Annotated in this window: 19 protein-coding genes and 1 other RNA gene; 8 read left to right on the top strand and 12 right to left on the bottom strand. The window is 60.6% G+C overall.

Features of this window, described 5'->3' with window-relative positions:
• Position 1: 1 nt before the first annotated feature.
• The 10 genes from AC1D17_RS05370 to AC1D17_RS05325 form a co-directional block, all read right to left on the bottom strand.
• Entirely contained in the window at positions 2 to 1462 is a 1461-nt protein-coding gene (locus tag AC1D17_RS05370; RefSeq protein WP_477564386.1) for a UDP-N-acetylmuramoyl-L-alanyl-D-glutamate--2,6-diaminopimelate ligase, read from the bottom strand.
• Between the two features lie 63 nt (positions 1463 to 1525).
• A complete protein-coding gene (locus AC1D17_RS05365) occupies positions 1526 to 3271 on the bottom strand; it encodes a peptidoglycan D,D-transpeptidase FtsI family protein (RefSeq protein WP_477564385.1) in 1746 nt (581 codons plus the stop codon).
• Complete coding sequence (gene ftsL / locus AC1D17_RS05360) at positions 3271 to 3681, bottom strand: cell division protein FtsL (protein WP_477564384.1); 411 nt, start codon at positions 3679 to 3681, stop codon at positions 3271 to 3273. Before ftsL ends, AC1D17_RS05365 begins: the two co-directional genes overlap by 1 nt.
• Positions 3682 to 3684: 3 nt before the next feature.
• A complete protein-coding gene (gene rsmH, locus AC1D17_RS05355; protein WP_477564383.1) occupies positions 3685 to 4710 on the bottom strand; it encodes a 16S rRNA (cytosine(1402)-N(4))-methyltransferase RsmH in 1026 nt (341 codons plus the stop codon).
• 14 nt (positions 4711 to 4724) lie between these two features.
• The gene (gene mraZ, locus AC1D17_RS05350) at positions 4725 to 5165 is read right to left on the bottom strand and encodes a division/cell wall cluster transcriptional repressor MraZ (protein ID WP_477564382.1); all 441 of its coding nucleotides are present in this window, start codon (positions 5163 to 5165) and stop codon (positions 4725 to 4727) included.
• A gap of 421 nt (positions 5166 to 5586) precedes the next feature.
• Positions 5587 to 5984: RNase P RNA component class A (gene rnpB, locus AC1D17_RS05345), an RNA gene on the bottom strand.
• Between the two features lie 70 nt (positions 5985 to 6054).
• Entirely contained in the window at positions 6055 to 7245 is a 1191-nt protein-coding gene (locus AC1D17_RS05340; RefSeq protein WP_477564381.1) for an NAD(P)/FAD-dependent oxidoreductase, read from the bottom strand.
• Between the two features lie 108 nt (positions 7246 to 7353).
• Positions 7354 to 7884 (bottom strand): lytic transglycosylase domain-containing protein, encoded by a 531-nt coding sequence (locus AC1D17_RS05335; protein ID WP_477564380.1) that lies wholly within the window; start codon positions 7882 to 7884, stop codon positions 7354 to 7356.
• 228 nt (positions 7885 to 8112) lie between these two features.
• The gene (locus AC1D17_RS05330) at positions 8113 to 8877 is read right to left on the bottom strand and encodes an N-acetylmuramoyl-L-alanine amidase (RefSeq protein ID WP_477564379.1); all 765 of its coding nucleotides are present in this window, start codon (positions 8875 to 8877) and stop codon (positions 8113 to 8115) included.
• The gene (locus AC1D17_RS05325; protein ID WP_477564501.1) at positions 8874 to 9581 is read right to left on the bottom strand and encodes a TerB family tellurite resistance protein; all 708 of its coding nucleotides are present in this window, start codon (positions 9579 to 9581) and stop codon (positions 8874 to 8876) included. Before AC1D17_RS05325 ends, AC1D17_RS05330 begins: the two co-directional genes overlap by 4 nt.
• A gap of 477 nt (positions 9582 to 10058) precedes the next feature.
• On the opposite strand from AC1D17_RS05325, the gene AC1D17_RS05320 reads away from it, so the two are divergent.
• The 3 genes from AC1D17_RS05320 to AC1D17_RS05310 all read left to right on the top strand — a co-directional run bounded on the left by AC1D17_RS05320 (position 10059) and on the right by AC1D17_RS05310 (position 13070).
• Entirely contained in the window at positions 10059 to 11273 is a 1215-nt protein-coding gene (locus AC1D17_RS05320; RefSeq protein ID WP_477564378.1) for a pyrophosphate--fructose-6-phosphate 1-phosphotransferase, read from the top strand.
• Between the two features lie 84 nt (positions 11274 to 11357).
• A complete protein-coding gene (locus AC1D17_RS05315) occupies positions 11358 to 11993 on the top strand; it encodes a LysE family translocator (RefSeq protein ID WP_477564377.1) in 636 nt (211 codons plus the stop codon).
• A 117-nt stretch (positions 11994 to 12110) separates the two neighbouring features.
• On the top strand, positions 12111 to 13070 hold the full coding sequence (locus AC1D17_RS05310; RefSeq protein WP_477564376.1) for a transglycosylase SLT domain-containing protein: 960 nt from the start codon (positions 12111 to 12113) through the stop codon (positions 13068 to 13070).
• A gap of 146 nt (positions 13071 to 13216) precedes the next feature.
• On the opposite strand, the gene AC1D17_RS05305 is transcribed toward AC1D17_RS05310, so the two are convergent.
• On the bottom strand, positions 13217 to 14575 hold the full coding sequence (locus AC1D17_RS05305) for a serine hydrolase domain-containing protein (RefSeq protein ID WP_477564375.1): 1359 nt from the start codon (positions 14573 to 14575) through the stop codon (positions 13217 to 13219).
• Between the two features lie 243 nt (positions 14576 to 14818).
• Here AC1D17_RS05305 and AC1D17_RS05300 point away from each other — a divergent pair, with 243 nt between their 5' ends.
• The 4 genes from AC1D17_RS05300 (at position 14819) to AC1D17_RS05285 (ending at position 19127) form a co-directional block, all read left to right on the top strand.
• On the top strand, positions 14819 to 16069 hold the full coding sequence (locus tag AC1D17_RS05300) for a BtaA family protein (RefSeq protein WP_477564374.1): 1251 nt from the start codon (positions 14819 to 14821) through the stop codon (positions 16067 to 16069).
• A complete protein-coding gene (locus AC1D17_RS05295) occupies positions 16066 to 16731 on the top strand; it encodes a class I SAM-dependent methyltransferase (protein WP_477564373.1) in 666 nt (221 codons plus the stop codon). Before AC1D17_RS05300 ends, AC1D17_RS05295 begins: the two co-directional genes overlap by 4 nt.
• Positions 16732 to 16981: 250 nt before the next feature.
• Positions 16982 to 17782, top strand: a complete 801-nt coding sequence (locus AC1D17_RS05290; RefSeq protein ID WP_477564372.1) for a glycoside hydrolase family 25 protein — start codon at positions 16982 to 16984, stop codon at positions 17780 to 17782.
• A gap of 136 nt (positions 17783 to 17918) precedes the next feature.
• Positions 17919 to 19127, top strand: coding sequence for a lytic murein transglycosylase (locus AC1D17_RS05285; protein WP_477564371.1), 1209 nt, complete (start codon positions 17919 to 17921; stop codon positions 19125 to 19127).
• On the opposite strand, the gene AC1D17_RS05280 is transcribed toward AC1D17_RS05285, so the two are convergent.
• A complete protein-coding gene (locus AC1D17_RS05280; protein ID WP_477564370.1) occupies positions 19114 to 20553 on the bottom strand; it encodes a cation:proton antiporter in 1440 nt (479 codons plus the stop codon). The two genes, AC1D17_RS05285 and AC1D17_RS05280, sit on opposite strands and share 14 nt — an antisense overlap.
• A 76-nt stretch (positions 20554 to 20629) precedes the next feature.
• Between AC1D17_RS05280 and AC1D17_RS05275 the strand changes: the two genes are divergently transcribed.
• The gene (locus AC1D17_RS05275; protein ID WP_477564369.1) at positions 20630 to 21574 is read left to right on the top strand and encodes a DMT family transporter; all 945 of its coding nucleotides are present in this window, start codon (positions 20630 to 20632) and stop codon (positions 21572 to 21574) included.
• Positions 21575 to 21788 lie beyond the last annotated feature (214 nt).

The following is a 21788-nucleotide window of genomic DNA, read 5'->3' as shown; positions in this document are numbered from 1 at the left end:
ATCAATGACCTCCCAATGCCTTGCGCAGTTCGGCGTGATCGGAGAACGGCAAAGTGACGGAACCGACGGTCTGCCCTTCCTCATGGCCCTTGCCGGCAACAATCAGCGTGTCGCCCGATGTCAGCATATCGACGGCGGCCTTGATCGCCTCGGCACGGTCACCGATTTCGGTTGCGCCCGCCGCGGCAGCCATGATTTCGCTGCGAATGACGGCAGGCACTTCCGAGCGCGGATTGTCGTCGGTGACGATCACCACATCGGCCAGCCGCGTAGCGATCTCGCCCATGATCGGGCGCTTGCCCTTGTCGCGGTCACCGCCGCAGCCGAAGACCACGATGACGCGGCCAGTGGTAAACGGACGAACCGAGGTCAGCACGTTTTCCAGCGCATCCGGCTTGTGAGCGTAGTCGACATAGGCGAGCGCGCCTTCCTTCGTATGGCCGACCAGTTCGAGACGGCCAGACGCACCCTGCAGCTTTTCAAGCGCTGCCATCGTCGCCCTCGCACTGACCCCGGTCGACATCGCCAAGCCGGCCGCGACCAGCGCGTTCGAAATCTGGAAGTCGCCGGCGAGCGGCACATGCACTTCGAAAATCTCGTCGCCGACATGAATCTCGGCAATCTGTTTATGGCGGAAATGCTCGACGCGCTTGAGCGACAGGTAGTCGCCCTTGCGTCCAACGGTCAGGACCTCATGGCCGCCGGCCTTGGCGGCGGCAATCGCCTGCGCCGACCAGGGGTCATCGGAGAAGATCACCGCAGGCGCGCCCTTGGGCAGCACGCCGTCGAACAGCCGCATCTTGGCAGCCATGTAGTCCTCGACGGTCGGGTGGTAATCCATATGGTCGCGGCCAAGATTGGTAAAGCCGGCGGCGGCAAGGCGAACGCCATCGAGCCGGTACTGATCCAGCCCATGGCTGGAGGCTTCCATCGCCGCATGGGTGACGCCGGCCTCGGCGAGTTCGGCAAGAAGCTTGTGCAAGGCCACCGGATCCGGTGTCGTCAGCGAACCGTAATCGTTGCGGCCAGGCGCAATCACGCCGGTCGTGCCGATCATCGCGGCGGCAAAACCGGCATGCGCCCAGATCTGCCGGGCAAAGGACGCAACCGACGTCTTGCCGGCCGTGCCGGTGACGGCCACCATCGTATCCGGCTGGCGTCCGTAGAAATTGGCAGCTGCTATGGCGAGAACGCGGCGCGGCGTCGATGCCGACAGGACGGGAACCGGTGCGCTACCGTCAAACGTCGAGCCGGTGACGATGGCTGCAGCCCCGCGGGCGATTGCATCGTCGATAAAGGCGCGGCCATCGGCCTTGCTTCCCGACAGCGCCATGAATAGCGAGCCCGGGGCAACCTGCCTGCTATCGGCGGTGATGGCGGCGATGTCGATGTCGCCGGCCCCTGAACCCAGCTGTGAAGCAATTTCCGGGAAATCCTTCCCGATCAGGTCTTTGATCTTCATGGATGCACTTTTCAGTTATACCGACGCGCCGGGCGGCGAATCCTCCAGATTGTCATTCCATGGTCAATAAGACACAAGCAAGGCAGAACCGTCTTCACCGAATTTCGGCTCGACCCCGAGAAGCGGCGCCGAGCGGCTGATGATGTCGTGCACCATCGGTGCTGCCGTATTGCCTGCCAGTGCCGCGCCATTGCCCTTGTCGGTTTTCGGCTCGTCGATAAAGGTCAAGACCACATAGCGCGGAGCATCAATCGGAAAGCCGGCCAGGAAGGCGTTGAAGTTGGCATCGTTGGAATAGCGGCCATTGACAACCTTGTCGGCCGTACCGGTCTTGCCGCCGACATTGAAACCCGGCACGCGCGCATTTTTGCCTGAACCGTTGACAGCATTCCAGCGGAACAGGAAGCGCATGTCGTCGCTGGTCGATTTCTTGATGACCTTGGTCGAGGCCGCCTCGGCCTGCTCCTCAGTGCGCGGCAAGAAGGTCGGCTCGATCAGATTGCCGCCGTTCATAAGGGCTGCGCCGGCCACTGCCGTCTGCAGCGGCGTGGTAGAGACCCCGTGGCCGAAAGAGATGGTGATCGAGTTGATCTTTTTCCATTCACGCGGCTGGCTCGGCATTTTCACTTCCGGCAGTTCCGTCTGCATTTTGGTCAGCAACCCGATGCGGGTCAGGAATTCCTTGTGAGCCTCGATGCCGACAAGGTCGGCCATCTTGGCCGTTCCGATATTGGACGAATACTGGAAGATTTCCGGAACGCTGAGCACGCGGCGCTTGCCGTGGAAATCCTTGATGGTGAACCCGCCAATGCGGATCGGATTGGTGGCATCAAAACTGTCGGTGAGCTTCACCTTGCCTGAATCAAGCGCCATCGCCGTCGTGAACGACTTGAACGTCGAACCCATCTCGAACGTACCGTTCGACATGCGGTTCATCCAGCCTTCCTTGGCGCCATCGGCCGGCTTGTTCGGGTCATAATCCGGATAGGACACCATAGCGAGAATTTCGCCGGTCTTCACGTCCATCACCACGCCGCCGGCGGCAAGCGAACGAAATTTCGTCATGGCCTCGACGACGACATCGCGCAGGATGTTCTGGACGCGCAGGTCGATCGACAGCTTGACGGGCTCAAGCTTCGCATCACTGGTCATGCCGATGGCAGCCAGATCGGCAAGCCCCTGATTGTCGATCCAGCGCTCCATGCCGGCGATGCCGCGGTTATCGACATTGACGTGACCGACGACGTGCGAGACGGTAGCGCCGCCCGGATAGAAACGGCGCTTTTCCGGCCTGAAGCCGATGCCCGGAATACCAAGCGCCAGGATTTCGCTCTGCTGCTTCGGGGTCAACTGACGGCGCAGCCACTGGAAGCGCGATGGCGACTTCAGCTTGTTATAGATGTCGGTAACGTTGAGATTGGGCAGAACCGTCGAAAGCTGCTCGACCGCCTCATCCGCATCGACAATCTTGTGCGGTTCCGCATAGAGCGAGACGGTGCGGATATCGGTCGCAAGAATTTCACCGTTGCGGTCGAGAATATCCGGGCGCGATGCCATCAGATTGTCGGCGCGACCGATGCTGGAGACAGTTTCGGGCTGAGCCAGACCATATTGAACCAGACGGCCACCAATGATGCAGTAGACAGCGGTGAAACTGGCGATGACGATCGCCACGCGGCTTTTCGCCTGGTTGCTGCTGCGCTTGCGCGTGCCTTCAAATGGCCTACCGAGATCGCCGGGGTGATTGTTACCGCCGGCTGAGAAGTGGGCCTTGCTCTTGACGACCATGATGCGGGAGAGAAAAGACATCAGCGCGCCACCGAACCCGTTGCGATATCATCCGTGTCAGCCACCGGCTTCTTTGCCTTGCCGTTGCCGTTACCCTTGGCAAGCCCCATCGCCTCCAGAACATCCGCCGGCGGCGGCAGGTCGGCCCTCAGCATCGGCAATTCCTCCGGACGGGCAAGCTGGGTCGGGTCGGTTGGCGCCAGCTGCAGGTCCTTCTGATAGACGCCGACGAGCTTTTCCAGTCTGTTTGGCTGGGTGAGCAGCGCCCAGTCGGCGCGCAGGAGATCGATCGTGTCTTCCTCAAGCTTGATCCCGGCCTCCAGCTTGCGAACCTCTTCAAGCTTGTTTTCAGCCTGGTGCTTGATCGTGTAGGTGACCGTGGCGGCGGCCGTCATGACGACGATCAGGACGATGTCAAGACTACGCAACATGTCTCAGCCCCCCATCTTTCCAAGGCTTGCAAGGTTCGGCAAATCGAAAATGGACAGGTCATCTGCCTCAGGCGGAGCCTCGGTCCGCATACCGACCCGCATCTTGGCAGAGCGGGCACGTGGATTGCGGGACGCTTCTTCTTCACTGGCCGCCACCATAGATTTTCCAACTGGTGCGAAAGTTGCGGCACGCTCATGCGCAATCGGCAAATGCCTGGAGCCTGACGCCTTGCCGGCGCGATCCTGGAAGAATTTCTTGACGATCCGGTCTTCAAGCGAATGGAAGGTGACCACCGTCAGCCGCCCGCCGGGCTTCAGGGTCCGCTCGGCCGCAAACAGCGCCCGGGCCAATTCGCCAAGCTCGTCATTGACGAAAATGCGCAGCGCCTGGAAGACGCGGGTGGCGGGATGGATCTTGTCCTTGGCCTTGCGCGGCGTGACGACCTCGATCAGACCGGCGAGATCACGGGTCGTGACGAACGGCTCTTCAAGGCGGCGCTTTTCGATGGCGCGGGCGATCCGGCCGGATTGCGGCTCTTCACCGAGAAAACCGAAGATGCGCGTGAGGTCCGAGACTTTGGCCCTATTGACGACATCGGCGGCCGACACGCCATCCGACGACATGCGCATATCGAGCGGACCCTTGCGCTGAAAGGAGAAGCCGCGATCCGCCTCGTCGATCTGCATCGAGGAAACTCCGATGTCGAGTACGACACCGTCCAGGCCACCGGCCGGGGCATGCTGCGCGAGATCGGAAAATTGGGCATGCACCAGAGTGAGATGACCGGCACTCGCCGCCACCAGCGACTGACCGCCCAGGATCGCTGCAGGATCGCGATCGAGCGCGATCACATCGGCTCCGGCAGCGAGGATCGCCGAGGTATAACCGCCCGCACCAAACGTACCATCAAGGATGATTTTACCTGGAGCAATATCCAGACTGGCGAGAACCTCGGGGAGAAGAACCGGAATGTGACGGACCGGTCCGCCTTCGGCATCAGTAAGACCTGTGCCTTGATCCGTCATCATTCCGTCTCTCCACTCTAGCCCGAATGCAGACCTCGCAACCTGCGTTCTTCCCGTGCCGCTGCCTGCGTTTCCGCAAACACGTGCGGCGCCCACAACTGAAAATGATCCGCCCGCCCCACGAAGGTTACCTCCGTGTCGATACCCGTGAAATCGCGGATAAAATCCGTGACCATCAACCGGCCTTCCTGGTCGAGCTTCATGAAGACCCCGCCCCCATGAACGAGGAGCGACATCTGATTGGCCTGCGGCGAGAACGGATCCTCGCCGCTGATTTGCCTTTCGAAACGATCCAGCAAATCGGGACCGCCGGCGCTGATAGCCGGAAAGACGAAATCCTGAAAGCAATAAAGCTCCCGAATATCCAGCGCCGTCAAAACGGAACGAAACATCGAGGGAACGGAAACCCGCCCCTTGGAGTCGACCCGGTTTGTCGCATGCGAAAGGAAGCGGTTCATGACACGATACAGCCGTTCCCAGGGGACATACCAGCCCCAACAGCCGGCACGCACCATCAAAAGGACGCGCAACACCCCACAGCCGGGCGACACGCCCGATTGAAAACCCCTTACGGAGCAATCCCGAAACTTGCGGTGAGTGGACCTGAATCAGCCCGTGTGCAGTGCATGATTGGGATAGCATGGGACCATATGGGCGTCAATGGGATTTGCTCTATTTCAGCACGCGTCGTCAGCAAATATTGATAGTCCGTTAAGTTTAACAAATGGTTACAAATGCACAGTCAAGACTTTGGATTCACCGGCGAATCCCCCCTCGTTGATTCCGCCTATTGTGTTTTAGTAACATCTAAATGAAATAGATATTCAGGCAGATACACAATTTTGAAATCGCCATTTGAGGCGTTGAAAAATAAGGGAATTTGCCAGTTGGCCTGTAAGCCGGGTTCTGTATGGCTCCGGCCCGAAAGCCGGAACGTGGCAGCCATTCATCTGGGACAACGCTTGCGCGCTGCCTCGTGCAACCCACCCGGATGACTGGCCCGGAAAAGGCCGGAACGCTTGCGCGAACCACGTCATCCCTATTCGGTTTTGCTCCCGGTGGGGTTTGCCTTGCCACCCATGTTGCCATGCGTGCGGTGGGCTCTTACCCCACCCTTTCACCCTTACCTGCGAGATGCAGGCGGTATTCTCTCTGTGGCACTTTCCCTGGGGTCGCCCCCGCCGGACGTTATCCGGCACCGCTTTTCCGTGGAGCCCGGACTTTCCTCCCCCCGCAACCTTTCGGTCCTAGCGGAGCGCGGCTGCCCGGCCAACTGGCAGGCGCTGCATAACCGAGGCGCCCGGCAATTGCCAGTGCAAAAGCAACAATGTCGTGATGCAACTGCGTCTACCGGAAGCAGACGGCAAAATCCGTATCGTATTCGGGCGCGTCCAGCACGCCGTTCAGAAGCAACGACGCGCCAAGCCGGCCAATCTCGTCCGAACTCTTGGCTGCCGCACCGTTGCAGCCGGTCAAAACGGCGACGCGGTCCGTATCCGCAAAGCCGATATAGGGATAGCCGTGACGGGTGAAGGTTGTAACGCACGGGCTCCAGCGGAGCGAGGCGGGGGTGAACGACGGCATGGCGCGCGACAAGAGACCCGCCATGTGGTCCGCGGCAGACTGGTTGGCTTCCCCGCGAAACCAGGCGCGAACCTCCGGCTCGGAGCCGATATTGATGTCGCTCGGATCGCCGCCGATCTTGATGTAGAACTTCCCGTCGGGGTAACGGATGGGCGGCAAGAGATAGTAGTTCTCGTCCTGGGCGAGCGCAGAACCGATCAGCGACGGCATCCCGGCAAACCGTGGCAGGTCAGCCTGCGCCACCTCGGCAAACAGGACGGTGCGCGCCTTGACAGTCAGATCGAGCGGCCGGGCAAGCAGCTGCCCGGAAATCGAAAATCCACCGGCGGCGATGACCGCGCGGCCACTTCTGAAGACCGCTCCGTCAATGGTTCGAACATTGACGCTGCTTCCAACACGCACGACCGCCGAAACCTCGGCGCGAAGAATCGTCACCCCGGCCTTTTCAGCCAAGATGACCTGGGCCCTGACCAATGCCCGCGGATCGATATGACCGGCATTGCGGGGCTCGAACACGCCGCCGTATCCGGCCGGAAACCGGAACCAGGGAAATCGATCGGCAAGTTCCTTTTCGCCGACGAAGGGCGCATCAACGCCGAGACGGTTGCGGGCAGCAATCACATTGTCGAGCGTGCTTTCCTCGCCGCCCGGCAAGGGTGCTGCGATCAGGCAGCCGGATTCACTGTAGAAATCGACACCGCTTGATGTCGCGATATCATCGTAACGTTCGATCGAGCGCTGGGCCAGAAGCGCCCAGACAGGGTCGGGATCGATCGTGCGGGTTATGCGGCCATTGTCATAATGGCTGCTGAAGACACCGTCATGGCTTGCCCAGTCTTCCGGCTCATCGGGCCCGAACAGCGCGATCTTCGCACCGCTTTTCGCCAGATGCCTGGCGGCCGCTGCCCCCATCATGCCTTTGCCAACAATGATGAAATCGAATGTGCCTGCCATGTCCCGTCCTCAAGAATGATGGAACGGAAATACCATGGCAACCACCGGCTGGCATCTGCGAACTTGAAAAATACCGGCATCGGAAAACCGGCCCGGCACCCGGACTGGTTAGTTGATGATCGCCTGCACCTTGCCGCAATAACGGCGCGACACCGGGTTCATCTTCGTGGCGCCATGTCCGGCGTTGTAACGAAGGATCGTGCCGCAGGTGAAACCGCCGGACAGTTCATGCGCCATGGCGAGATATTTCATACCGAACTTGATATTGGTCTCGGGATCGAACAGGCCGCGCTTGCCGCCGGAATACCCCATCATCCGGGCCGTGGCAGGTTTGATCTGCATCAGGCCGATTTCGCCGGCGCTGCCGCGGGCCTGAGGGTTGAAGTTGCTTTCGACCTTGATCACCGCATGGGCAAGATCGACCGGCACACCATATTGCTTGGCGTAGGTCTGGATCAGACCACTATAGACGGAGGATTTGAGCGAGGTGACGCCCGGCACGGGATAACCGGTCGTTCTGGTCACTGGCGTGATGGAGGATGTGATGGTCTTGTCGATGCCCCCGGCAAACGACGTTTCAACCCCGGAAAACAGCATGCAGAAGCATGCCGCGGCCGCAGCAAGATGCGATAGTCTCATATAGCTTGAAGTCTCCACTTTCGGGCGCTACGGCCCTGTGGGCGCACCCCGCCCTGCCGTCTCGCATCCCGATTTTCGTCATCAACAGGAAGGGCTAGAGGGCCTCAATTGCCTGCGGTTCGGTACGGCCGCAAAAGACCCCGGCATCATGGTGATGATGTGGCAGCGCACAAAATTTGTGTGGCGACGGCCTGAAACGGGCTTCGGATTTGCTGGCGCAACCGCTGGTCAGCGGCTGAAATCCGGCAGGCCCGAAAGCAATCGGTGAAGCGTGTCCAAGGTCGAAATATCGGCTATGCCGTCCACCTGCGACGGACGGAAATGGCGCTGGAATGCAGCCACCACGCCTTCCGTCTTCTCACAGAAAACGCCTGTCACTTCAATTCCGTAGCCATAGAGCGACAGCATCGTCTGGACTGCCTCGACGGGCTGGCCTTGATCGCCGCGCTGGAAAAACCGTCCGCCACTGATCGGGGCCGGTGGAACCCAATGCCCGACGCCGCCGGCGTACAGGCGTTCCCAGGGAAATTTTTCTCCCGGATCAACCTTGCGAATAGGGGCGATATCGCTGTGCGCCAGCACCCTTTCAGGGGCGATCGACCACCGTTCACCACAGTTTCGACACAGTTCAACGACCGCATCGATCTGCACCAAGGGGAAATCCGGTAGCCCGCCGGGGTGGCCGGCATTGGCGATTTCGATGCCGATAGACCGGGAATTGATGTCGGTTTCGCCCTTCCAGACACTCTTGCCCGCATGCCAGGCGCGGCGATCCTCGGCAACCAGCTGATCGACGCGGCCGTCCTCGTGGACGAAGTAGTGGCTGGAGACCTGGCTTTCATCGCGGCAGAGCCAGTCGAGCGCGGCAGCTGCCGTTTCCATGCCGGTATAGTGCAGGATGACCATGTCGGGCTTCAGCCCGCCTGCCCTTTCGCCATGGTTGGGCGACGGCACGAAGCGTGCAGCAGGATAGTCACAGGCGAAGTCAGTCATGCGGCGCGGCGTTCTTTCTCGATCGCCTCATAGGCGGCGTTGAGTTCGGCCATACGATCATTGGCGATCGCCTGCAGTTCTTGCGGAACACCACGGGCGACCAGCATGTCGGGATGGTTCTCCGACACAAGCACGCGGTAACGCTTGCGGATGATCGAAAAGTCGTCCTTCGGCGAAACGCCAAGGATCTTGTAGGGATCGGCGCCGGCGCGGTGCACGTGACGGGCCATGATCTCCTGAAAACGCTCTTCCTTTATACGGAAGATCTCGGCGACGCGTGTGAGAAAGTGCAGTTCCTTCTCGTGGACGGCGCCATCGGATTTGGCGATGTGGAAGAGCCCGTCGATGATGTCCTCCAGCACCGGGCAATTCTGATCACAAGAGACGCAGAGCGATGCCAGCTTCTCGGCATAGGCCTCGTAGCCGGCGACGTCCTGGCGAGCCAGATTGTAGAGCCGGGCGACGTTGCGTGCCTGATCGTCGGGAAACTTGAAAATATCGCGGAATGCCGACACCTCGGCCTCGGTGACGATACCGTCGGCCTTGGCCATCTTGGCGGACAGCGCAATCATGGCGACGGAAAAAGCCACCTTGCGGCGCGTTTCAGGATCGCCTTCGAACAGCGTCCGCACAGCCTCGATCACACCGGCAAGCGCATTGCCCGTCGCGGTGACGATACTGAGGATACTATCCCAGAATGACATAGGCACGTTCTTTCCCATGGTCGGCTGATCCACGTCACGTTCGGGTGGGGATGGCACGGGCGATGCGTCCATGCGTAGATGCAAGGTGGCACGCACGGCTGTGTCGCCACGACAATCATGCAGCTCACAAAACAGCATGACCAGATGTCAGCACAGATTGCAAGGCGGCAAAGCCATGCAATTAGCCGAAATGACGAATTTGTGATGGCACCTCACTATTATAGCATTCCCGGCCGTGATCGTCCAATCATGTAAATGAAGATGACCGGAAAACACCGAGATGCGAACGGACAAGCGACTTTTCGTTTCAGTTCCCATGCGTATTTCCGCCCACCCGCAGGCCATGGGCATGGCGCCTGGCCCGATCGTGGATRGCTGAGCTATCCCCTGCCTTGCCAAAAGCATGTCATTTAACTTCCATGCGAATTGCGCTAGAGAGACCCCGAACATCTTGCCGCAATCCCCGAGGAGGACTCCATGGCCAAACAGAAAGTTGCAATGCTGACCGCAGGCGGACTCGCGCCCTGCCTGTCTTCCGCCGTGGGTGGTCTGATCGAGCGATATACCGATATCGCGCCCGATATCGAGCTGGTTGCCTACCGCTCCGGCTATCAGGGCCTTCTGCTCGCCGACCGTATCGAAATCACCCGCGACATGCGGGAAAACGCCCATATCCTCCACCGCCACGGCGGCTCGCCGATCGGCAACAGCCGGGTGAAGCTGACCAACACGGCCGATTGCGTCAAGCGCGGCCTGGTCAAGGAAGGCCAGAACCCGTTGCGGGTCGCCGCCGAACGGCTGGCCGCCGACGGCATCACCATCCTGCACACCATCGGCGGCGACGACACCAATACGACGGCTGCCGACCTTGCCGCCTACCTCGGCGCCAACGGTTACGACCTGACCGTCGTCGGGCTGCCGAAGACCGTCGATAATGATGTCGTGCCGATCCGCCAGTCGCTCGGCGCGTGGACCGCTGCCGAATATGGCGCAAAATTCTTCGACAATGTCAGCAACGAACAGAGTGCTGCGCCGCGCACGCTCGTCGTCCACGAAGTCATGGGCCGCCATTGCGGCTGGCTCACGGCTGCAACCGCGCGCGCCTACATCCAGCATATCGACGACCGGGAATTCGTCGATGGCTTCATGATGAACCGCCAGATGAAGAATATCGACGGCCTTTATCTGCCCGAGACCGCCTTCAACCTCGAAGCCGAAGCCGCGCGGCTGCGCGCGACGATGGACAAGACCGGCTTCGTGACGCTGTTCGTCTCGGAAGGCGCCTGCCTCGATGCCGTCGTTGCCGAACGCGAAGCAGCCGGTGAAGCCGTCAAGCGCGATGCCTTCGGCCATGTGAAGATCGACACCATCAATGTCGGCGGCTGGTTCTCCAAGCAGTTCGCAGCTCTTCTCGGCGCCGAACGCTCGATGGTGCAGAAATCCGGCTACTATGCCCGCTCCGCACCGGCGAACGCCGACGACCTGCGCCTCATCCAGGGCATGGTCGATCTTGCCGTCGAAAGCGCGCTGAACAAGGTGTCCGGCGTCACCGGCCACGACGAAGATCAGGGCGGCAAGCTGCGCACGATCGAATTCCCGCGCATCCGTGGCGGCAAGCACTTCGACACATCGGTAAAATGGTTCGGCGAAGTCATGGACGTGATCGGCCAGAAATGGTCGCCGGCAAAGTAATCTGACGCTCATAAACGCCTATTGACGGCTCCGTTTGCGCATGGCTTCCTCAATCGAACGCCACGTCCAAACGGAGCTGTTTTCATGTCGATCGAACACTGGCTGGCCTTCGTTGCCGCCTCCTCCATTCTGCTCGCCATTCCCGGCCCGACTATTCTTCTCGTCATCTCCTATGCGCTCGGGCACGGACGCAAGGTCGCAAGTGCAACGGTCGCTGGCGTGGCGCTGGGTGATTTCACCGCGATGACCGCATCGATGCTCGGCCTTGGAGCGCTGCTTGCGACCTCGGCTGCGATTTTCACCGTGCTGAAATGGGTGGGCGCCGCCTATCTGATCTGGCTGGGCATCAAGCTTTGGCGCACGCCGATCTCAACGGAGGAAGCCGATGGCACGATGCCGGCGCCAGCGGAGAAGCCGGTGCGGATTTTCCTGCACACCTATATCGTCACCGCGCTCAACCCGAAAAGCATCGTCTTCTTCGTCGCCTTCCTGCCGCAGTTCCTCGACCTCGGCCGTCCGCTGTTCAATCAGATGCTGATCTTTGAAAGCACATTCCTGGTGCTCGCCACCATCAACGCGACTCTTTACGCGCTGATGGCCTCGGCTGCCCGCCAGACGATTCGAAAACCCAAAGTCCAGGCCATCGTCAACCGTACCGGCGGCTCTCTTTTGATCGGCGCAGGCCTTCTGACTGCGGGCCTGCGGCGTGCTGGCGCCTGAAAAAGTGCCTCATGCTTGCGGTTCACCGCCTCATAGGTTAATGACGTTCAGCGCATGGCGGCTCCCGGCTGCTGATTTGCAGGGGGCTGTGGGGCCTGACAGCACGAAAGTGACAGCATGGCTAATTTCCGTTTTTTCGTTTCAAAACCGGCTGTTACGGCCTGTGCTCTGATCTCGGCATCGCTGGCTGGCGGTTGTTCGAGCGTCGAGCGAACGCCGATGGAACAGCTGATGGCGGTGCAGACGGTAACGCCGCTGCCGAAGCCCGGAACGGAAATGACGGCTTACGCTCTGCCGACCCCAGACGGCGCGACATCGGCGACCGCAGCAGCGCTTGCTGCTGAAACAGCGATGATGAAGCCCGGCGAAACCACAACGGCACAGGTTGCCGCTACCAATCCGGTAACGATGCCGGCGACCGCTGCCAATGCCCTGGTGGCCCCCCAGACGTCTGCAGCTGCCCAGGCGGCAACAGCCGCCACGCTGCCTGAAACGGCAAATGCGCTGGTATCTGCAAAGACCGATCGCGTGCCGCAGATACCCGAAGGCATGATGATGGCCGCGATGGAATCGGATTTCGATACCGGCGAACCTGTCGGCCTGGAAACGCTGGTCGCCAATCACATGATCGTGCCGATGCCGAAGCCGTCGATCGGCGCCAGCGCCTATGCGATGGCAAAGAACATCCCGGCCTCGCTGGGTATCGGCGCCAAGCCGACAAGCTCGCGCCCCGAACTCGATCGCCTGATCGCCTATTATGCCAAGCTCAACAATATCCCGGAAGAACTGGTGCACCGTGTCGTCAAGCGCGAAAGCACCTATAATCCGCGGGCCTATCACTCCGGCAATTACGGCCTGATGCAGATTCGTTACAATACGGCCAAGGGACTTGGCTATGAAGGGCCGGCCGAAGGCCTGTTCGATGCCGAAACCAATCTGAAATATGCGACGAAATATCTGGCTGGCGCCTGGATGGTGGCCGACAACCAGAACGACGGCGCGGTCAAGCTCTATGCCAGCGGCTATTACTATCACGCCAAGCGCAAGGGCCTGCTCGAAACACTGGGCATGAAATAGGCCTGCTGCATAATTCCTTTAATCGGAATCGATTTAAGGAAAAATTATGCGGCAAATTCAAGGTGTTACAGCGACGTTTTGCGCATCATGAATGACGTGCGGCGCTCTAGCCAGCCTGCCCCATAGCCTGTCGGATTTCGAGGCGGTCAGTTGACCGCCTCTATTATTTTGGCTTGCAGCTGGCGCACGTCATAGCCGCTGCGCGACGGCGTGAGGCCCAACCGAACGACCGCAAGCCCGAGCGACGGCACCAGCATCACGGTCTGGCCGTCATGCCCCTGCAGCCAGTAGGCATCGCCGGGCAAAGGCGGGCCGCCGTCATTTCCGAACTTCGTCCAAACCTGCCCTGCCCCATAACGGCCGCCGGATGCCTTGGTTGGCGTGTGCATGTAGCTGACAAAGTCCTGCGGCAACAATTGCTCACCGTTCCAGCTGCCGTTCTGCAAGAGGAAGAGGCCAAACCGGGCCCAATCACGCGCTGTCGCATACATATAGGAAGAGCCGACAAAGGTGCCGTGCGCGTCGGGCTCCAAAACCGCGCTGTTCATGCCGAGCGGCCTGAAAAGCGCCGCGCGCGGAAAGGTCAGTGCCTCGCGCACGCTGCCGAACGTGTCCATCCAGAGCCTCGACAGGATGGTCGAGGTGCCGCTGGAATAGCTGAAACGCTCGCCTGGCTTTGCCTCCAATGGCTTGGCCGCTGAGAAATCGGCCATGTCCCCTTCCAGATAGAGCATGCGCGTGACGTCGGTCACATCGCCATAGTCCTCGTTGAACTGAAGTCCGCTCTGCATGGCCATAAGATCGGCGAGTTTGATCTGACTGCGCGGATCGTTTCGCCATTGCGGCAACAATTCAGTCCGCTCAAGCGACATCTGGCCGTCACGGATCCGCAAGCCGATCAGGGCAGCCGTCACCGACTTGGTCATGGACCAGCCGAGCAGCGGCGTCGCGCTGTTGAACCCCTCGCCATAGTTTTCCGCGACGATCCTTCCGTCCTTGACGACGACGATGGCGCGCATGCCGGGCCCGGACAGCTGCGGGTCGGTCAAAAGCGTCTGGACTGCCGGGTTGACTGCCGTGCCGCTGCCATCGGGCCACGGTTTGCCGTCATCCGATTGCGGTGGCCGGCGGCGAAGCTGCCTGTTTCCGGGAAAAGTGGCGAATTCGCCCTCGGTCACATTGGTGCAGCCGAGCCCCTCGCGATAGATAGCCCGGCCGGGTGCGGCAAAACCGAACATGCGCGCCGTGACTGCTTTTCGCGTTTCATCGACGGATATCCGCACCAGGCGCAGGAGGGGGTGTCCGGGCGCCTGGACGTCATCGGCTAGAACCGTGTTCGCATCCCTGCCGGCAATGAAAACGTTGGAGCAGACAATCTTGGCCGCATAACCGTCACCGACCCGCAGCAGCTCCGGCGGCACGACGGCAAGCCAGCCCACGAAAGCCGTGACGGCTGCCGATACCGAGCCTGCGAGCCAGAACCACCTTTTTTTCCGCATCCGCATCGTCCCTGCTTCGCCATGGCCAGAAGAACAGGATTCCATGCATTTAGGAAGGCTTTGTGGCAATCACGTTGGTGCTAAACATGTTTCTAGTGGCGATCGATCGCACCTCGAGCTTTTCCGGCCCCGGGGGGACAGCATTCGCCCCTGCAATTCTACGGGTGAACATTGCATAAGGCTTTCGTCATCAAAGTGTAGCGGACTCGTCTTAGAAGCTCCTCCAACATTAACGGATGGCAGGATGACATGACCGATCTCGCACCCGATGCTGGCTATGGCAAACGAAACCGCAAGCTGAAAACCGCGCTTATCCAGCACAAGGCGCTGAGCCTTGACGGTCTTTCGGAACGTCTTTTCGGGCTTCTCTTTAGCGGGCTCGTCTACCCGCAGATATGGGAGGATCCAGCCGTCGACATGACTGCGATGCAGCTGCGGCCCGAGCATCATATCGTCACCATCGGTTCCGGCGGCTGCAACATGCTGGCCTACCTTTCTGCGGCCCCCGAACGCATCGATGTCGTGGACCTCAACCCGCATCACGTCGCGCTGAACCGGCTGAAGCTCGCCGCATTCCGGCATCTGCCCACCCATGCGGACATCGTCCGTTTCCTCGCCCGCCACGATCTTGCCAGCAATGTCCGGGCCTATGACCTTTTCATCGCACCGAAACTCGACAGAGAGACGCGCAAATACTGGAACGCCCGCGGCCTGACCGGCCAACGCCGTATCAAGGTTTTCGGCAAGAACATCTATCGCACCGGCCTGCTCGGACGGTTTATCGGTCTTGGCCACCTTTTGGCGCGGCTGCACGGTGTGGATCCGAGCGAACTTGCCAGTGCCCGTTCGATGCGCGAACAGCGCCAGTTCTTCGACGAGCGGCTGGCCCCCCTGTTCGACCGTCCGGTTATCCGCTGGATCACCAGCCGCAAGAGCTCGCTGTTCGGTCTCGGTATTCCGCCGCAGCAGTTCGACGAGCTGGCAAGCCTCAGCGCGGAAAAATCATTGGCGGGCGTACTGCGCCATCGGCTGGAAAAGCTCTCCTGCCATTTTCCTCTGAAGGAAAACTACTTTGCCTGGCAGGCCTTTGCCCGCCGCTATCCGATGCCGCATGAAGGCGAACTGCCCGTATATCTGCAGGCCGGCCGCCACGAGGCGATCCGCAACAATGCCGAGCGCGTCCATGTGCATCATGCCAGCTTTACCGAGCTTCTGGCCAAGAAGCCTGCAGGCTCCGTCGATCGCTACGTGCTGCTCGACGCCCAGGACTGGATGAACGACCGCCAGCTCAACGACCTGTGGGGCGAAATCACCCGCACCTCGGCTGAAGGCGCCATAGTGATCTTCCGGACTGCCGCCGAGGCCAGCATTCTGGAAGGCCGCGTCTCGGACGCCTTGCTCGGGCAATGGCGCTATGATGCTCAGCAGTCGCAGGCGCTCAATCTGAAAGACCGCTCGGCAATCTATGGCGGCTTCCATATCTACAGGAAAGCAGCATGACGGCGATCGAGACCGGTGCAGGCAGCAGCCATGCCGACCGCATGGACCGGATGTATCGCACGCAGCGGCATTTCTACGACCTGACCAGGAAATACTATCTGTTTGGACGCGACACGCTGATCCGCGAACTCGACATCCCCGCTGGCGCCGGCGTGTTGGAAATTGGTTGCGGCACAGGCCGCAATCTGGCGCTGATTAGCCGGCGGTTTCCGCACGCCCGGCTGTACGGGCTCGATATTTCCGCCGAGATGCTGATTTCGGCGCAGGCCAAACTGGCCCGGGAAGGCCGTCAGGATGCAGTGCTGCGCGTTGCCGACGCGACCGGCTTCACAGCTGGCGAATTCGGCCAGCCCGGCTTTGACCGCATCGTTATCTCCTATGCGCTTTCCATGATCCCGGAATGGGAAAAGGCAATAGACGCGGCGATTGGCGCGCTCAATCCGGGCGGTTCGCTGCACATCGCCGATTTCGGCCAGCAGGAGCGCCTGCCCCGCCTGTTCCGGCGCGGCCTTCAGGGGTGGCTCAAGCGGTTCCACGTCACGCCGCGAAAGACCATGACAACAGTGCTTGAGGCCAAGGCTGAAACCCTTGGTGATGCGCTTGCGTTCCGGCCTATCGGCCGCGGCTATGCATGGCTCTTCACTTATACCAAGTCTCGATGATAGAGACTTGGTATTGCCGGCGCCTCGCGTAATAGGCCGCCGCAAGCCCCGCGGAATGCTGCCGGTCTAATTTTCCCGGCGTAGACCACTACTTTTGGGTCGGTGGTACCGCTTTGGCAATTGCTGCTTGAAACTAACTCATTTTTTACGATGATGTGATGAAGATGAGGTTCAGGCCTCCGGGGGAATTCACATCAACGGATATCATCGTGTGAGGCAGCTTCGTCGATCGTTTCAGAACGGGAACCCCATGCGCCGGCTATTCCTGGCTCTCCTGCCTATTGTGAGCCTTCTTTCCGCCTGTACCTCGACAGACTACGATCTCGTCTCCACAGCCTCCATCCCGCCGAAATTCCAGGACAAGGATCCGCAGGATTTTGGCGCGCGCACGCCGCAGCTTCACAATATCCATGGTGTTGACGTCTCGAAATGGCAGGGCGACGTCGATTGGGTCAAGGTAAAGGCCTCAGGCGTCTCCTTCGCCTTCATCAAGGCGACCGAAGGCAAGGATAGGATCGACGCGAAGTTCAGCGATTATTGGCAGCAGGCCCGCGCCGCCGGCCTGCCCTATGCGCCCTATCATTTCTACTATTTCTGCTCGACAGCCGACCAGCAAGCCGACTGGTTCATCGCCAATGTGCCCAAGAGCGCCGTCTACCTGCCGCCGGTTCTCGATGTCGAATGGAACGGCGAATCCAAGACCTGCCGCTTCCGGCCGTCGCCACTGACCGTTCAGACCGAAATGAAGCGCTTCATGGACCGGCTCGAAGCCTATTACGGCAAGCGCCCGATCATCTATACCTCGGTCGATTTCCACCGTGACAATCTCGTCGGCCAGTTCAAGGACTATCATTTCTGGGTCCGTTCGGTCGCATCGCACCCGACGGAAATCTACGCGGAACGCCGCTGGGCCTTCTGGCAATATACCAGCACCGGCGTGATCCCCGGCATCGATGGCAACGCTGACATCAACGTGTTCGCGGGATCGCCGAAGAATTGGAAGAACTGGGTGGCAGCTGTCTCCAAGGCGCGCGAACAGGCCCAGAATTGAGCCTGCGAAAAGGGCGCATTTCTTCTTTCCGCCCCATTGCCGTGCGACAGCGGCTCCCATAATTTCGACGCTAACTGCGGCCTGTTTTTGAAAGGCCGTTTTGGCCGGCTCCGGCCCGACACAACAAGGACTTGCGATGACACGCAGCACACTGCGCTCCGTTCTCTCGATCGGCTTTCTCACCCTTTTGGCCTCATCTGCCCTTGCGCAACAGGCGGCCACACCTGCCGCACCGTGCGGCGGTGATCTCGCCACCTTCCTGCAGGGCGTCAAGGCCGAGGCGATTGCCAAGGGCATTCCCGCCGAAGCGGTCGATCGCGCTCTGGCCGGCGCTGCCATCTCCGAAAAGGTGCTGGGCCGCGACCGCGCCCAGGGTGTCTTCAAGCAGAGCTTTACCGAATTCTCCCAGCGCACGGTCAGCAAGGCGCGGCTGGATATCGGCGCCAAGAAGATGAAGGAATATGCCGCCGTCTTCGAACGTGCCGAAAAGGAATTCGGCGTTCCGGCCCCGGTCATCACCGCATTCTGGGCGATGGAAACGGATTTCGGCGCGGTTCAGGGCGACTTCAACACGCGCAACGCACTGGTGACGCTGGCCCATGACTGCCGCCGCCCTGAAATGTTCCGCCCCCAGCTGATTGCCGCGATCGAGATGGTCCAGCACGGCGATCTTGACCCGGCAACGACGACCGGCGCGTGGGCTGGCGAAATCGGCCAGGTCCAGATGCTGCCGGAAGACATTATCGCGCAGGGCGTGGACGGCGATGGCGACGGCCATGTCAACCTCAAGCAGAGCTCGCCGGACGCCATCCTGACCGCCGCCAAGTTCATCAAGAGCCTCGGCTTCACAGCCGGTCAGCCCTGGATCCAGGAAGTGAGCCTGCCGGAAAACCTGCCCTGGGAGAAGACCGGGCTGCAGGCCGGCATGACTGCCGGTGACTGGTTCGCACTCGGCGTCAAGCCGCGCGACGGCAACACCGCCTTCCCGCAGCTTGCCTCGTCACTGGTCATCCCGCAGGGCCGCCACGGCGTCGCCTTCCTGACCTATCCGAACTTCAACATCTATCTCGAATGGAACCAGTCGTTCATCTACACGACCTCGGCTGCCTATTTCGCCACCCGGCTGGCAGGCGCTCCGTCTTACGACACGCATAATCCGGAACCGGGATTGAACGATGAAGGCATGAAGGCACTGCAGACGAAGCTGCAGGACAAGGGCCATGACGTCGGCAAGATCGACGGCATCCTTGGCTCCGGCACGCGTGCGGCCCTTCAGAAGGAGCAGCTGCGTCTCGGCATTCCCGCCGATGGCTGGGCAACGCCGGCCGTTCTCAGCGCTCTTTAAGGTTCGATTCAGGAGGGTCCGCTTCGGGCTTGTTTTCCAATCGTGCCCGCCGCCGGTGGTGGCGGGCAAGACGGAACGCCCTGTAGCGCAGCTTCAGCGACCAACGGGCGCCGGCAAGGGCCGCACCCCGCTTCGATACCTCGCTCAATTCGCGCGCATAGGCGATCGCGAAGGCCTTGCGATAGGTGAGCAGATGTTCGGAAGCAATGTTTTCCAGCCGGTGCATCATGCTGACCCAAAGCGGCGAGACGAGCAACGAGACCGCCGTGACGGCGATTGCCACCTTGTAGGTATCAAACTGCAGGACACCGGCGCCAAGACCAGCAGCAGCAAGCACGAAGGAGAACTCGCCGATCTGCGCCATGGACAGGCCGGCGACCAGGGCGATCTGCGGCGATGAGCCGGTTTTGCGCAGCAGGAAAATGTTCAGCACGGTCTTGGCGGCAATGACGATCAGTGCAGCGGTCAGCACCGCCCAGAAATTCTCGCCGATGAAGGTCAAGTCGATCAGCAACCCGATCGATAGAAAGAAGACCACCAGCAGCACGCTCTGGATCGGCTCGATCACCGGTATCACCCGGCTGCGCAGCGTCGAGTTGCCGATCACGATGCCGGACAGAAATGCGCCATAGGCCGGCGACATGCCGGCAAGGCCCGAAACGGCTGCGGCACCAAAGCAGACGGCAAGCGCCCCGAGCGCCAATATCTCGACCTTGTCCTCGACCGCCTCGCTATAGGGAACCCGGAGCTTGCCGTGGCGGCCGAACCACCAGAGCAGGGCCGCCAGAATGGCGATGGCGATGACCATTTTGATCGCGATCGTTGCGAAGTGCGTCTCCTCGCCGCCAAGGCTCGAAACCAGGATCAGCATGGGCACAACTGCGATATCCTGCGCAATCAGCACGCCGACGGCGATCCGCCCGGTCTCGCTACGCAACTCGCCCATGTCCTCAAGCATCTTCATGGCAACGACGGTGGATGACATCGCAATGACGAAGCCAAGGATTAGCCCCTCCGCCATGGTTGCGCCGGTGATCAGCGCGATCAGCCCGGCTGCTGCAATGGCAGCGATTACCTGCCCGCCCGCAACCAGCAAAGCCTGGCGCAGGCTGAGCACAAAGGCCTTGATCGACAGTTCCATGCCGATGAAGAACAAAAGGACGACAACGCCCATCTCGGCAAGCAGCGTGACGTTGGCGCTGGCGGAGATGAAACCGAACCCCGTCGGTCCCAGCGCAACGCCGGCCAGGATGAACCCCACCAGCGGCGGCTGGCGCAGGCGCAGGAACCCCAGCCCCAGTATAGCGGCGACCGCCACCACGATCGCAATGGGGACAAGCCCCTGCCCCTCATGTGCGGCGGCAGCGATGGATTGTGTCGTGACGGGCTCCAGCAGGTCATCCTTCCTATCTGTGGTGCGGTTCAAGAATCGGGTGGATAAATCCCCTCATACCCCTTAACCGTCGTTATGTTCCGAATGAGGCAGGGGAAGGTCAAGTCACATGCACGCGAAAACGGACGGTTTGCAGAACCGCATGACGCTGGCCACCTGGGGTCTTCTGGCACTGCTCGGGCTGATCTGGGGCGGCTCGTTCTTTTTCGCGCGCATCGCCATCCAGCATGTGCCGGCGTTTACCCTTGTTCTGTTGCGCGTGGCACTGGCCGCATTGGCGCTGCATATCTACGTGTTCGGCCGCCATGACATCTACCGCGAACTGAAGGCTCGCTGGCCACAGTTTCTGCTTTTGGGCCTGATCAACAATGCCATTCCGCACACGTTCATTTTTCTCGGCCAGACACAGATCGGTGCGGGCCTCGCAGCCATTCTCAACGCCACCACGCCTGTCTGGACGGTGCTGATCGCCAATGCGCTGACGCACGACGAAAAGCTGAGCCTTGCCAAGATCGCCGGCTGCCTGCTCGGCCTTACCGGTACGGCGGTTCTCATCGGCCCAAGCGCCCTGCCCGGCCTGCAGCAGGCAGGCAGCAGCGTTCCGCTCTGGGCCCTGCTTTTTCCCGTGGCAGCGGCGATCAGCTATGGTTTTGCCGCGACCTACGGCAAGCGCTTCCGGGGACTGGCAGCCCCCGTCACGGCCGCCGGACAGCTCACCGCATCGACGCTGATCATGCTGCCGCTCTCCCTGATCGTCGATCAGCCATGGCAGCTCGCCTTCCCGCCGGTGACCTCCGTGCTGGCGATCCTGGCATTGGCGCTTCTTTCGACCGCTTACGGCTACATTTTATTCTTTCGCATCATGAGCCGCGCCGGCGCCACCAACACGTCGCTGGTCACCCTCCTGGTGCCTCCGAGCGCCATTCTCCTCGGTTTTCTCTTCCTTGGGGAAACGCTGGAACAAACCGATATCGCCGGCATGCTGCTGATCGCCGCTGGCCTGGTCGTCCTCGACGGCCGCCTGCTGCCTGGCCGCCGCGCGCAGACGCAATGAAGGAATCAAACGGCCGTCCCGAGCATTCATGCTGTGTCCAATCGGTCACTCACGGCGCATTTCAGTGCGTTACATTAACCAGATCGAAGACATTGTGAAAAAATTGTGGCAATTGAGAAAATACTATAAAAACATGAGCTTAACCCTGTGAATAAGCGTAGGCGGCAGCGCAGTTACCGCAGCGCAGCATAACTTTTCCTTTCATGCGTGACAT

This window comes from Pararhizobium sp. P1_E7, from assembly GCF_056405855.1.
This window is presented reverse-complemented; position numbering and strand designations above follow the sequence as displayed.

Bases quoted from the DNA above. Each gene is read 5' to 3' on its own strand.
- AC1D17_RS05370 (WP_477564386.1), bottom strand. From the start codon at position 1,462: ATGAAGATCAAAGACCTGATCGGGAAGGATTTCCCGGAAATTGCTTCA.
- AC1D17_RS05365 (WP_477564385.1), bottom strand. From the start codon at position 3,271: ATGTCTTTTCTCTCCCGCATCATGGTCGTCAAGAGCAAGGCCCACTTC.
- ftsL (WP_477564384.1), bottom strand. From the start codon at position 3,681: ATGTTGCGTAGTCTTGACATCGTCCTGATCGTCGTCATGACGGCCGCC.
- rsmH (WP_477564383.1), bottom strand. From the start codon at position 4,710: ATGATGACGGATCAAGGCACAGGTCTTACTGATGCCGAAGGCGGACCG.
- mraZ (WP_477564382.1), bottom strand. From the start codon at position 5,165: ATGAACCGCTTCCTTTCGCATGCGACAAACCGGGTCGACTCCAAGGGG.
- AC1D17_RS05340 (WP_477564381.1), bottom strand. From the start codon at position 7,245: ATGGCAGGCACATTCGATTTCATCATTGTTGGCAAAGGCATGATGGGG.
- AC1D17_RS05335 (WP_477564380.1), bottom strand. From the start codon at position 7,884: ATGAGACTATCGCATCTTGCTGCGGCCGCGGCATGCTTCTGCATGCTG.
- AC1D17_RS05330 (WP_477564379.1), bottom strand. From the start codon at position 8,877: ATGACTGACTTCGCCTGTGACTATCCTGCTGCACGCTTCGTGCCGTCG.
- AC1D17_RS05325 (WP_477564501.1), bottom strand. From the start codon at position 9,581: ATGTCATTCTGGGATAGTATCCTCAGTATCGTCACCGCGACGGGCAAT.
- AC1D17_RS05320 (WP_477564378.1), top strand. From the start codon at position 10,059: ATGGCCAAACAGAAAGTTGCAATGCTGACCGCAGGCGGACTCGCGCCC.
- AC1D17_RS05315 (WP_477564377.1), top strand. From the start codon at position 11,358: ATGTCGATCGAACACTGGCTGGCCTTCGTTGCCGCCTCCTCCATTCTG.
- AC1D17_RS05310 (WP_477564376.1), top strand. From the start codon at position 12,111: ATGGCTAATTTCCGTTTTTTCGTTTCAAAACCGGCTGTTACGGCCTGT.
- AC1D17_RS05305 (WP_477564375.1), bottom strand. From the start codon at position 14,575: ATGCGGATGCGGAAAAAAAGGTGGTTCTGGCTCGCAGGCTCGGTATCG.
- AC1D17_RS05300 (WP_477564374.1), top strand. From the start codon at position 14,819: ATGACCGATCTCGCACCCGATGCTGGCTATGGCAAACGAAACCGCAAG.
- AC1D17_RS05295 (WP_477564373.1), top strand. From the start codon at position 16,066: ATGACGGCGATCGAGACCGGTGCAGGCAGCAGCCATGCCGACCGCATG.
- AC1D17_RS05290 (WP_477564372.1), top strand. From the start codon at position 16,982: ATGCGCCGGCTATTCCTGGCTCTCCTGCCTATTGTGAGCCTTCTTTCC.
- AC1D17_RS05285 (WP_477564371.1), top strand. From the start codon at position 17,919: ATGACACGCAGCACACTGCGCTCCGTTCTCTCGATCGGCTTTCTCACC.
- AC1D17_RS05275 (WP_477564369.1), top strand. From the start codon at position 20,630: ATGCACGCGAAAACGGACGGTTTGCAGAACCGCATGACGCTGGCCACC.